Here is a 12,090-nt window from a genome sequence, read left to right on the forward strand (position 1 = left end):
TCCTGCCTCACATCACCGCGCCCAGCTGCCACGGCACGAATTCGTTGTCGCCGAGGCCGCAGAGTTCGGACTTGGTCTTGGTCCCGGAGGCGGTGGCCAGGACATGGGCGAGGATTTCACGGCCCTTGGCTTCGATCGACACGCCGGCGCTGACGATATCGCCGCAGTTGAGGTCCATATCTTCGCGCATGTCGTCATAGAGGCGGCTGTTGGTGGCGAGTTTGATGGTCGGAGCCGGTTTTGAGCCGAAGGCCGAGCCGCGGCCGGTGGTGAAGACCACGAGCTGGGCACCGCCGGCAATCTGGCCGGTGGCCGAGACAGGGTCGTAACCGGGTGTGTCCATGAAGACGAAGCCTGGCGTCTCGATGCGTTCGCCATAGTTCAACACGCCGGTCAGCGGCGTGCTGCCAGCCTTGGCGGCCGCACCCAGCGATTTTTCCAGAATTGTGGTCAGTCCACCCAGCTTGTTGCCGGGGCTCGGGTTGTTGTCCATCGAGCCGTTGTTCATGCGGGTATAGTTTTCCCACCAGTCGATCCGTTCGATCAGCTTTTCGCCGATGGCGCGCGAGGCGGCGCGGCGCAGCAGCAACTGTTCGGCGCCATAGATTTCCGGCGTTTCCGACAGCACGACCGTGCCGCCCATGGCGACCAGCCGGTCCGAGGCGATGCCGAGCGCCGGATTGGCGGTGATGCCGGAAAATCCGTCCGATCCGCCGCATTGCAGGGCGAGCTTCAACTCCGAGGCATGGATCGGCTCGCGCTTGATATCGTTGACTGCCGGCAACAGGGCACGGATATGATCGACGATGCGGGCGATGGTGGCCAGCGTGCCGCCGCTGTCCTGGATGGTGAGCGCGAAGAAGCGGCTATTGTCCTCGCCGCCGTAGAGCGATTTCATCCGGGCGATCTGCATCACCTCGCAGCCAAGCCCGACGAAGACGGCGGCGCCGACATTCGGGTGGGTGGCATAACCCCACAGCACGCGCTGCAGGACCTCGATGCCAGCACCGCCCATGTCCATGCCGCAGCCGGTGCCATGGGCAAAGGCGGCGACGCCGTCGATATTGGGATACTGGTCGAGAATGCCGGACCGGTTGATCTCGTCGGCAGCACGACGGATCACCGTGGCGGAACAGTTCACCGTGGCACATATGGCGATGTAGTTGCGGGTTCCGGCCTGGCCGTTCGGCCGGCGATAGCCCATGAAATGGGCCGGCTCGACCTTGGGGATGGCCGCCAGCGCCTTGTCGTAATCGACGCCGATCTGGTAGTCGCGGTCGTGATCGCCAAAGGCGCAATTGTGCGAATGCACATGGTCTCCGGCGGCGATCGGCCGGCTGGCATAGCCGATGACCTGGCCGAATTTGGTGATGTCGCCGCCTTCCGGGATATCGACCCTGGCAATCTTGTGGCCGCGCGAAACCGGCTGGGTAAGCGTCACGCCCTGGCCGAGCGGACAGCTGCCCGCCGGGGCCGGGTCTGTGAGGATTGCGACATTGTCCTGGGGGTGCAGCAGAAGATGGGCGATGGTGTCAGGCATGGGGCATGCTTTCATGGGATAGGGCGCGGATCACGCCGCGCAGTTCGGCAAGGCCGCGCATGCGGCCGATCAGCGGATAGCCGGGATGGGTACCCCGGCCGATGTCGTCAAGCAGTTCATGACCATGGTCGGGCCGGAACGGGATCACCGCATCGGTGCGTCCGTCCTGCACCCGGCGCTTTTCCTCGGCCAGCAGGGCGGCGATGAGCGACACCATGTCCGTATCGCCATCGAGATGTGCCGCCTCCTGGAAGGAGCCGTCAGGGTCTTTCGAGACGCTGCGCAGATGGGCGAAATGGATGCGGTCGGCAAATTGCCGGGCAATGGCCGGCACGTCATTGCGAGGGTTGGCGCCGAGCGAACCCGAGCAGAGCGTCAGGCCGTTGGCGAGGCTTTGCTGCTGGCCCATGATCCAGGCGATATCCTCGGCATTTGAGACGATGCGGGGCAGGCCGAGAATGTCGCGCGGCGGGTCGTCCGGATGCACACAGAAACGCATGCCCAGCTCGTCGGCAGAGGGGATCACCTCGGACAGAAAGCGGGCATAATTGGCCCGCAACGTATCGTGGTCCATGCCCTCGTAGCGCTTCAGCGCTTCGCGCAGGCTCTGGATGTCGTAGCGATCGAAAGCGCCCGGCAGGCCGGCCATGATGCTGTTCAGCAGGTTCTGCCGCAGCCCTTCGCTGGAGGCGTCGAACCAGTCCTTTGCTGCCTGGCGCACGGGTTCGGCATAGTCGGCCTCGGCGCCGTCGCGTTCCAGCATGTGGATCTCGAAGGCGGCCATATGCGGCTCGGAAAAGCGCAGCGCCGTGCCGCCACGCGGGGCGGGGGCGTCGAGCTGGGTGCGCGTCCAGTCGAGCAGCGGCATGAAATTGTAGCAGATGGTGGTGATGCCGCAGGCGGCCAGATTGCGCATCGACTGGCGGTAATTGGCAAACAGCCGCTCCAGATCGCCTTCGCCGCGCTTGATATCCTCATGGATCGGCAGGCTTTCGACGACGTTCCAGTGTAATGCCAGCCCTCGGTCCTCAGCAATTTCGGCCTGGCGGTCGGCAATCAGTTCCTCCGGCCAGACTTCGCCATAGGGGATTTCATGCAGGGCCGTGACGATGCCCGAGGCTCCCGTCTGGGCGATTTCCGGCAAGGTGATGCGGTCGTAAGGACCGTACCATCGCCAGCTCTCGATCATCGGCAGGCCTCCTCCGTCATGCGCCGGGCACCCTTCTCGATCAGGCCCTGATAGGCGCTGACCAGCGTTTGCCGGAACGTCTCGTTTGCTGCCAGGGCCGGCGGGAAGATTTCGCCGACCGAAAGTAGTGCTGCCACCTTGTCTGCGAATGTCGTGGCCGTTTCGCTCAAGGACTTGAGCCGCGCTGCCAGCGGATCCCGCACATCGATGCTCTCTCCCTTTTCATCGACGGCGCCAACATAGCGCATCCAGGCGGCCACGGCGAGAGACAGGCCGGCAATCGGAAGGCCGCTTGCCAAATTTTCGCCGATCGTCGACAGAATGCGCTGTGGCAGTTTCTGCGATCCGTCCATGGCAATCTGCCAGGTCCGGTGCCGGATGGCCGGGTTCGAATACCGCTCGAACAGGGCTTTCGTGTAGGCGCTAAGATCGACGCCTTCGGGCGGCGCAAGACCGGGCACGATTTCCTGCGCCCACAATTGCTTGCAGAAGGCGGCAAAAACCGGATCAGCCACGGTGTCGCTGATCGTCTCATGGCCGGCAAGATAACCGAGATAGGCAAGCGACGAATGGGTGCCGTTCAGGCAGCGCAGCTTCATATGCTCGAAGGGCGTGACATTCTGGACCAGCTGAACGCCAACCGCGCCCAAGTCAGGTCGGGCGCCGTCGACGAAGCGATCCTCGACCACCCATTGGCGGAAGGGCTCGTGTATGACCGGCGACAGGTCCAGCGTGCCGGTCTTTTGCGCCAGCCGCTCGACATCTTCCGGCTTGGTGGCGGGAACGATGCGGTCGACCATGGTGGAGGGAAAGGCGCCTTCTGCAGCGATCCAGTCGGCGAGATCAGGGTCGACAAGGCGGGCGAAATCCAGAACGACACCGCGCACCACCTTGCCGTTTTCAGGCAGGTTGTCGCAGCAAAGCACGGTGAAGGGGCGGTGGCCGGCGTCGCGGCGGCGCTGCAGCGCGCGAGTCAGGAAGCCGATGGCCGAGCGCGGCGCGTCGGGGTGCTCAAGGTCATGAGCGATATCGGCGTGGCCGGCGTTCAACCGACCGGTGGCCGGCTCGTGGCAATAGCCCTTTTCGGTGACCGTCAGGCTGACGATGCGGGTCGCCGGAGCGCTCATGATATCCAGAACCGCATCTGGATTTTCGCGGGCGACCAGCACGTCGTTGATGACGGTGATGACGCGCGGCGTTTCGCCGTCGGGGCCGAGTTCGACGGCGGTATAGGCAAAACCTTGCGGGGCCAGCAGGTCGCGCTGGTCGGGACGCACCAAGCTGACGCCGAGGATGCCCCAGTCGCCGCCGGATTTCTCCATGGCTTCGGCGATGTAGACCGCCCCATGGGCGCGATAGAAGGCGCCGAGGCCGAGATGCACGATGCCGGTCGCGGCACGGTTGCCGGCCGGGCGCGTCAGGCGCGGAAGGTTATCGGGCAAGCCAGCCTCCATCGACATTGAGGATCGCACCATGGATATATTTGGCGGCCGGCGAGGCGAGGAAGACCGCGGTGCCGCCGATATCCTCGGCATCGCCCCAGCGACCGGCCGGGATGCGGTCGAGGATCGCCTTGTTGCGTGCCTCGTCATTGCGCAGTGCTTCCGTATTGTTGGTGGCGATATAACCCGGCGCGATGGCGTTGACGTTGATGCCCTTGGCGGCCCACTCGTTGGCGAGCAGCTTGGTGAGGCCGGCAACGCCGCTTTTCGAGGCGGTATAGGATGGCACGCGGATGCCACCCTGGAAGGACAGCATCGAGGCGATGTTGACGATCTTGCCGCTGCCTTGGCGGGCAAAGACGGACCGGGCGAAGGCCTGGCTCAGGAAGAACACGGCCTTCAGGTTGACGTTCATGACGTCGTCCCAGTCGGCTTCGGTGAAATCCACTGCGTCATTGCGGCGGATGATGCCGGCATTGTTGACGAGAATGTCGACGGGACCGAGGGCTTCGAAGATATCGCGGCCGGCCATGGGATCGGCAAGATCGAGCTTCAGACTTTCGGCCTTGCCACCGGCTTTTGAGACAAGGTCTATGGTCTCCTCGACAGAGGACCTGCCGGCGCAGACGACCGAGGCACCGGCTTTCGCCAGCGACAGGGCAATGGCCTGGCCGATGCCGGTATTGGATCCGGTGACGAGGGCACGCCTGCCGGACAGTGAGAAGATGTCACTCACTTCAGCGTCTCCATGGAGACCATTTCGACATCCTTGTAGTCGACATTGTCGCCGGCCATGGCCCAGATGAAGGTGTAGGCGCTGGTGCCGGCGCCCGAATGGATCGACCAGGGCGGCGAAATGGCGCCTTCCTCGTTCTTCAGCACCATGTGGCGGGTCTCATCCGGCTCGCCCATCATGTGGAAGACGCGGGCCGTCTCCGGCAGGTCGAAATAGAGATAGGCTTCCATGCGGCGGTCATGCACATGGGCCGGCATGGTGTTCCAGATGGAACCGCTCTTCAGCTTGGTCATGCCGACGACGATCTGGCATGATTTCATTACTTCGGGATGCACGAACTGGTAGATTGTCCGCTCATTGGAGGTCTCGGCCGAGCCGAGCGTCATGTTGGCGGCTTCATCGATCTTGATCAGCCGCGACGGATAGGTGTGATGGGCCGGTGCCGAGAGGATGTAGAAGCGGCCTTCGCCTGAAAAGGTGACGGGACCGGCACCCATGCCGAGATAAAGCATGTCGCCCTTTGCCATGGCATAGTCGCCATCCGCCGTGACAGTGCCGGGACCGCCGATATTGACGATGACCATTTCGCGGCGGTCGAGGATCGAGGCGGTGCCGCAGGGCTTCACTTCATCGAGCACCAGCGGCGTGCCATCCGGCACGGCGCCGCCGACGATCATGCGGTCGTAATGGGTATAGATCAACGTGATCTCGCCGGAACGGAAGATATCGCCGACATGGAAATTGTCCCGCAGCTCCGTGGTATCGAAGGTCTTTGCGGTCTGGGGATCGATGGCGTGGCGGATCTCAACGCTGAGCATGGGGAACTCCTGTAAAAGTCAAAGAAAATCGTCGCGGCGCGGGGTGAACGTATCGACCAGCACGCCGGGTTCGATGGCACGGCAGCCGTGGACCGCCATGGAGGGCACGACAAAGCTGTCGCCGGGACCGACTTCGAAACTCGTGCCGGAAATGGTGAACTCGAACCGGCCCGATTTGACATAGGTCGACTGCACATGCGGATGGTTATGCGGTGCGCCGATGCCGCCATCGGCAAAGCGGAATTCGACCACCATCAGCTCAGGGCTGTCGGCCATGACCTGCCGGGTGACGTTGTTGCCGGCATCGACAGCGGGAAAGGTTTTGACGAAGGGTTCGGTCATGAAAGCTCCTATTTGAAAACGGATGGCAGCCAGAGCGACAGTGCCGGTATGTAGGTGACGAGCAGCAGCGTGGCGACGCCGGCGCCGTAGAACGGCCAGATCGATTTCATGGCCTGTCCTACGCTGATCTTGCCCACCGCACAGCAGACGAATTGTACCGCCCCGACGGGAGGCGTGTTGAGCCCGATGCCGAGGTTGAGGATCATGATCACGCCGAAATGCACGGGGTCGATACCGTAGGCCTTGACGATCGGCAGGAAGATCGGCGTGGCGATGATGATGGTTGGGCCCATGTCCATGAAGGTGCCCAGCACCAGCATGATGACGTTCAACATCAGCAGAATGATGATCGGATTGTCCGAGATGGCGTTCATCCCCTCGATCAGCATGCTTGGAACCTTGTGATAGGCCATCAGCCAGGAAAATGCGCTGGCCGTGCCGATGATCAGCAGCACCATGGCGGTGGTGCGCACCGCGCCGAGCGTCGCATGGACAAAACCGTCCCAGTCAAGCTGCCGGTAGACGAAGGCTGCGATCAGCAGGGCATAGAGCACGGCGATGCAGGAGCTTTCGCTGGCTGTGAAGACGCCAGAGCGCACGCCGCCGAAGATGACGGCAATCAGCAGCAGGCCGGGAATGGCGATGAAGCCGAGGCGCAGCACCATGGCGAAGCCTGGAAACGGCTCGGTCGGATAGCCGCGATGGCGGGCGACGATGTAGGCGGTAACCATCAGCGAGCCGGCCAGGAGCATGCCGGGAATGATGCCGGCGGTGAACAGATCGGCGATCGAGATCGTGCCCCCGGCCGATAGCGAATAGAGGATCATGTTGTGCGACGGCGGGATCAGCAGGGCGATCAGCGCCGCCATGGATGTGACGTTCACCGCATAATCGGCGCCGTAGCCGCGCGCCTTCATCTGCGGGATCATGATGCCGCCAACCGCTGCGGCTTCAGCGACGGCCGAGCCGGAAATGCCGCCGAACAGGGTGGCGGTGGCAATGTTGACCTGTCCCAGGCCGCCGCGCACATGGCCGACCAGCGAGCCGGCGAGCGAGATGATCTTCGTGGCGATACCGCCGCGCACCATCAGGTCGCCTGCAAAGATGAAGAAAGGGATGGCGATCAAAGCGAAGGCCGACATGCCGGAATTCATCTGCTGGAACACCACCATGGGCGGCAGGCCCATGTAGATGATCGTGGCCATCGATGCGATGCCGAGGCAGAAGGCAACCGGCGTGCCGATCAGCAACAGGATGGTGAAACTTCCGAAGAGAACGGTCAGCGCCATGGGTCAGACTTCCGTTGGCAGAGCGGGATTGGCCTCGTTCGGCAGCTCGGCGCCGGAGGCGCGCAAGGCTATGCGTTCGAGGGTGAAGAGCGTGATCAGCAGTCCGCCCGTGATCAGCGCGAGAAAGGCGACGCCACCGGAGTAGCCGAGGCCCGGAATGGTCGATTGCCAGGTCTTGGCGGCCATTTGCCAGCCGAAGAAGGCCATGCCGGCACCGAAGCCCAGGACCGCCAGGTCGGATATATAAAATAGTACCCGCCGTGCTCCGTCGGGCAGCACATAGAGTAGCACCTCAAAGCTCATGTGGTAGCCTTCCCGCACGCCGACGGCGGCGCCGAGGAAAATGAACCAGCTCATCAGCAGGATCGCCATCGGCTCCGTCCAGGACGGACTGTTGTTGAGAACGAACCGTCCGAAGACCTGCCAACCGATGAACACCGTCATCAGCACCAGGCCGAGGCCCGCCAGGTAAAGGGCGATGCGGGAGACCCAGCCCAGCACCACCACTGTCTTATCCAAGAAAGCCTGCACGTCCCACTCCTCCCAATTCAAGGTGGCCCGCAGCGACACGCCGCGGGCCACCGATATCGTTATTCAGTTGCCTGAATGCGGGTCACCATGTCCTTGAGCTTGTCCGACTTCAGATACTTCTCGTAGACCGGCTTCATGGCGTCGATGAAGGGCTTCTTGTCGATGTCGGTGATGATCTCGGCACCGGCGGCGCGGATCTTCTCTTCCGACTTCTTTTCCTGGGCGGCCCAGAGCTCGCGCATGTAGGGCACGGATTCCTTGGCTGCGGCCTTCACGGCCGTCTGTTCTTCCGGCGACAGGCCGTCCCAGGTCTTCTTCGACATCACAAGCACTTCCGGCACGATCAGGTGCTGGTCGAGCGTGTAGTATTTCGCCACTTCGAAATGGCCGGAGCTGTCATAGGACGGCCAGTTGTTTTCCGCGCCGTCGATGACGCCGGTCTGGATCGACGAATAGACTTCGCCATAGGGCATCGGCGTGGCATTGGCGCCGAGCGCATTGACCATGTCGACGAACATGTCGGACTGCATGACGCGGAACTTCATGCCCTTGAGGTCGGCTATGGATTTGACCGGCTTTTCGGAATTGTAGAAGCTGCGCGAACCGCCGTCGTAGAAGGCGAGACCGATCAGGTCATGGGCGGCGAAGGCGTCGAGGATTTCCTGGCCGATCGGGCCGTCCATCACCTTGTGCATGTGGTCGACCGAGCGGAAGATATAGGGCAGCGAGGGTATCTGGGTTTCCTCGATGATGTTGTTGAACGGCCCAAGCGAGACGCGGTTCAGATCGATGACGCCGAACTGGGTCTGTTCGATCGTGTCCTTTTCCTGGCCGAGCTGGGCCGAATGGAACACTTCGACGCCGAGCTTGCCGCCGGTCTTTTCTTCCAGCAGCTTGCCCATCTGCTTGACGGCCTCGACCGTCGGATAGCCGTCCGGATGCGTATCGGACGAGCGCAGGGTGCGCTCCGCGGCGTTCAGGCTTACCGCGGTGGCGATGATCGCGACCGAGGCCATGAAGGCTATTCCCATTGTCTGCAGCAGTTTCATTTCCGTTCTCCTCCCGTTGGAAACTAGGCTGTCCTCACAGCCGGTAAGCTTGTTTTGCCAGTCGATAGGCAAGATCGTGGGCGACTTCGGCCGCTTCGTCCTCATCGAGGCGGCCAGTGGCGACAAGCGTCGCCAGATAGGCGCAGTCCACCCGACGGGCCACGTCGTGGCGGGCCGGGATCGAGCAGAAGGCGCGGGTGTCGTCGTTGAAGCCCACGGTGTTGTAGAAACCGGCGGTCTCCGTGGTCAGTTCGCGAAAGCGGCGCATGCCCTCGGCACTGTCGAAGAACCACCAGGCCGGCCCGAGCTTCAGGGCCGGATAGGCGCCGGCCAGCGGCGCCAGTTCGCGCGAATAGCTCGTCTCGTCCAGCGTGAAGAGAATGATCGTCAGATCCGGTTCCATGCCGACTGCGTCGAGCATCGGCTTCAGGGCGCGCACGTAATCGGTGCGGGTCGGGATATCGAAACCCTTGTCGCGGCCGTGCATGGCCATTGTGCCGGCCGAATGGTTGCGGAACGAGCCGGGATGGATCTGCAGGACCAGTCCGTCCTCCAGGCTCATGCGGGCCATTTCGGTCAGCATATGGCCGCGAAAGGCGTCGGCTTCGTCTGCTGTGCAGCGGCCGGCCAGCGCCTTCGCAAAAAGCGCGGCGGCATCTGTCTGGCTGAAATTTTCGGTGCGGGCCGTCGGGTGGCCGTGGTCGGTGCTGGTGGCGCCATAGGATTTGAAAAAGGCGCGACGGTTGCGATGGGCTTCAAGATAGCCGTTCCATGTGGTGGCATCCGTGCCGGCGAGGTCACCAAAGCGCTCGATATTCTGCGCGAAACCTTCGAATTCGGGGTCGACGACGCTGTCGGGGCGATAGGCGGTGACCACCTTGCCCTTCCAGCCGGACTGGCGGATCATCTCATGCCATTTCAACTCGTCGAGCGGGCTTTCCGTGGTGGCAATCGCCTCGATGTTGAAGCGCTCGAACAAGGCGCGGGGCCGGAACTCGGGTTTTGCCAGGCATTCGGCGATATGGTCGTAAAAGGCGTCGGCAGACTTTGCCGAGAAGCGCTCCGTCAGGCCGAAGACATCGGCGAAGGCATGCTCGACCCACAGCCGGCTTGGCGTACCGCGGAACAGATGGAAGTTTTCGGCAAACAGTTTCCAGATCTTGCGGCCGTCGGTTTCGGTCGGGCCGCCATCGATGCGCGGCACACCCAGTGCCGTCAGCGGAATGCCCTGCGAGCACAGCATGCGGAACACGTAATGGTCCGGCGTCACGAACAGCTGCGCGGGATCGGGAAAGGCCTCGTTCTCGGCATACCATCTGGGATCGGTGTGTCCGTGCGGGCTTACAATCGGAAGATTGCGCACCTGCCCGTAAAGCTCTCTCGCCAGCCCACGTGCCGTCGATTCGATAGGAAAAAGCCGATCCTCATTCAGCAATGCCATAGCCTCCCAGCTACTCACTCACTATGGTCGCGAAAGGCAGATTGCATTTCGCGGACAAACTAATATGTTAGTATGCATAGTGAGTCAATGGAGGTTTCATGGCTGATCAACTTCAGCTGCGCACGGTGGAATCGTTGCGTGGGCCATCCGTGACCGAGCTTGTTTTTGAGCATCTTTATCATCAGGTCGTCGAACTGGAACTGCCGCCCGGCACCAAGCTGTCGGAGGTGGAAGTGGCCAAGCAGATGGGCGTTTCGCGCCAGCCGGTGCGTGATGCGTTCTACCGCCTGTCGCAACTCGGCTTCCTGCTGATCCGGCCGCAGCGCGCCACCGTCGTCACCCATATTTCGGAGGAGGGCGTGCACCAGGCGCGGTTCATCCGCACGGCGCTGGAAATGGAAACCGTGCGGGCGGCCAGCGAACGGTTGACCACGGAGCAGATGGATCGGCTGGACGCCCTCATCGCGCGGCAACAGGCGGCGATCGATACCGGCGACAAGGTGCTCTTCCATGCGCTGGACGATGATTTTCACAAGCAGATCTGCGACATGTCCGGTCACGATTTCGCCTGGGCGCTGATCCGCGAGAGCAAGGCGCATATGGACCGGGTGCGCTATCTCAGCCTGTCGTTTGGCGCCCAGAGTGCGCTTGACGATCACAAGGCCATCATGGCAGCGCTGCGCAGCCGGGATGGCGACCAGGCGGCGGCAAGCATGCGCATTCACCTGTCGCGCATCAAGACGATCATCAGCCGGATCCGCGAGAGCCACGGACAGCATTTTGCAATGGACGAGAAATGACAGACATGCAGACAGAGATCATGACCATCGGCGAATGCATGGTCGAACTGGCGCCGCGCGAGGACGGCGCCTTCAACCGCAATTTCGCCGGCGATACGTTCAACACCGCCTGGTACCTGCGCCACGCTCTGCCGGCTGAAACCCCGGTCCACTATTGCTCGGCGCTCGGCACCGATCGCATTTCGGAGCGCATGCTGGGCTTCATGCGGCAGGCCGGGATCGGCACGGACAGGATTCGGCGCATCGCGGATCGTACCGTGGGCCTCTACATGATCGAACTCGACAAGGGCGAGCGCAGCTTCATCTACTGGCGCGACAGATCCGCAGCCAAGCTCCTGGCCGAAGACCGCGAGTGGCTGGCGGTGGCGGTGGCCGGCAAATCCCTGCTGCTGTTTTCCGGGATCACGCTCGCCATCCTGTCCGACGACCATCGCGCCATCCTGCTCGAGGTGTTGGCGAAGGCGCGGGCAGACGGTGCGTCGATCGCCTTCGACCCCAACATGCGGCTCAGGCTCTGGCCGGACGCGGAGACCATGCGCCGCGCCGTGACGCAGGCGGCAGAGGTCGCCGATGTCGTCCTGCCGTCCTTTGACGAGGACAGCCCGAATTTCGGCGATGCTTCGCCCGAGGATACCATCGCGCGCTATTTCAAGGCCGGGGCCTCGACGGTCGTGGTCAAAAATGGCGCGGGTCGCGTCTTTGCCAGACATGCGCAGGAAGGGGCCGTGACCTTTGATCCGCAGCCTGTGACGGATGTGGTCGATACGACGGCGGCCGGCGACAGTTTCAACGCCGGTTTCCTGGCGGCCCGTCTGTCGGGCGCGCCGATGGTCGAGGCCATCGCCAAGGGGGCCGCGCTGTCAGCAAGAGTCATTCGGCAGCGCGGTGCGCTGGTCGATCTCGCGGGGTGAGA

At 62.8% G+C, this 12,090-nt stretch carries 12 protein-coding genes; 2 read left to right on the forward strand and 10 right to left on the reverse strand.

Annotation, left to right across the window (positions count from 1 at the left end):
- Nucleotides 1-7: 7 nt before the first annotated feature.
- From HFC70_RS18195 to uxaC, 10 genes are all read right to left on the reverse strand, one after another.
- A complete protein-coding gene (locus tag HFC70_RS18195) occupies nucleotides 8-1,540 on the reverse strand; it encodes a UxaA family hydrolase (RefSeq protein WP_168474694.1) in 1,533 nt (510 codons plus the stop codon).
- Nucleotides 1,533-2,729: a mannonate dehydratase gene (gene uxuA / locus HFC70_RS18200; RefSeq protein ID WP_168474695.1), complete on the reverse strand. Its 1,197-nt coding sequence runs from the start codon at nucleotides 2,727-2,729 to the stop codon at nucleotides 1,533-1,535. Before uxuA ends, HFC70_RS18195 begins: the two co-directional genes overlap by 8 nt.
- Nucleotides 2,726-4,171 (reverse strand): mannitol dehydrogenase family protein, encoded by a 1,446-nt coding sequence (locus tag HFC70_RS18205; RefSeq protein ID WP_368669717.1) that lies wholly within the window; start codon nucleotides 4,169-4,171, stop codon nucleotides 2,726-2,728. Before HFC70_RS18205 ends, uxuA begins: the two co-directional genes overlap by 4 nt.
- Nucleotides 4,161-4,907: a 2-dehydro-3-deoxy-D-gluconate 5-dehydrogenase KduD gene (gene kduD / locus HFC70_RS18210; protein ID WP_168474696.1), complete on the reverse strand. Its 747-nt coding sequence runs from the start codon at nucleotides 4,905-4,907 to the stop codon at nucleotides 4,161-4,163. The genes HFC70_RS18205 and kduD overlap by 11 nt, the downstream gene beginning before the upstream one ends.
- Nucleotides 4,904-5,725 carry a 5-dehydro-4-deoxy-D-glucuronate isomerase gene (gene kduI / locus HFC70_RS18215; RefSeq protein WP_168474697.1) on the reverse strand — a complete coding sequence of 274 codons (822 nt, stop codon included), beginning with the start codon at nucleotides 5,723-5,725 and terminating at the stop codon, nucleotides 4,904-4,906. Before kduI ends, kduD begins: the two co-directional genes overlap by 4 nt.
- 18 nt (nucleotides 5,726-5,743) lie before the next feature.
- Entirely contained in the window at nucleotides 5,744-6,067 is a 324-nt protein-coding gene (locus HFC70_RS18220; protein WP_168474698.1) for a cupin domain-containing protein, read from the reverse strand.
- Between the two features lie 8 nt (nucleotides 6,068-6,075).
- The gene (locus HFC70_RS18225) at nucleotides 6,076-7,356 is read right to left on the reverse strand and encodes a TRAP transporter large permease (RefSeq protein WP_168474699.1); all 1,281 of its coding nucleotides are present in this window, start codon (nucleotides 7,354-7,356) and stop codon (nucleotides 6,076-6,078) included.
- Nucleotides 7,357-7,359: 3 nt separating this feature from the next.
- Nucleotides 7,360-7,887 (reverse strand): TRAP transporter small permease, encoded by a 528-nt coding sequence (locus tag HFC70_RS18230; protein ID WP_368669718.1) that lies wholly within the window; start codon nucleotides 7,885-7,887, stop codon nucleotides 7,360-7,362.
- A gap of 59 nt (nucleotides 7,888-7,946) precedes the next feature.
- On the reverse strand, nucleotides 7,947-8,903 hold the full coding sequence (locus HFC70_RS18235; protein ID WP_246735859.1) for a TRAP transporter substrate-binding protein: 957 nt from the start codon (nucleotides 8,901-8,903) through the stop codon (nucleotides 7,947-7,949).
- Nucleotides 8,904-8,970: 67 nt separating this feature from the next.
- Nucleotides 8,971-10,377 (reverse strand): glucuronate isomerase, encoded by a 1,407-nt coding sequence (gene uxaC / locus HFC70_RS18240; protein WP_168474700.1) that lies wholly within the window; start codon nucleotides 10,375-10,377, stop codon nucleotides 8,971-8,973.
- 98 nt (nucleotides 10,378-10,475) lie between these two features.
- Between uxaC and HFC70_RS18245 the strand changes: the two genes are divergently transcribed.
- Nucleotides 10,476-11,177 (forward strand): GntR family transcriptional regulator, encoded by a 702-nt coding sequence (locus HFC70_RS18245; protein WP_168474701.1) that lies wholly within the window; start codon nucleotides 10,476-10,478, stop codon nucleotides 11,175-11,177.
- The gene (locus tag HFC70_RS18250) at nucleotides 11,174-12,088 is read left to right on the forward strand and encodes a sugar kinase (RefSeq protein ID WP_246735846.1); all 915 of its coding nucleotides are present in this window, start codon (nucleotides 11,174-11,176) and stop codon (nucleotides 12,086-12,088) included. The genes HFC70_RS18245 and HFC70_RS18250 overlap by 4 nt, the downstream gene beginning before the upstream one ends.
- Nucleotides 12,089-12,090 lie beyond the last annotated feature (2 nt).

Origin of the sequence: Agrobacterium sp. a22-2, assembly GCF_012276985.1 — a bacterium.
Taxonomy (GTDB): domain Bacteria; phylum Pseudomonadota; class Alphaproteobacteria; order Rhizobiales; family Rhizobiaceae; genus Allorhizobium.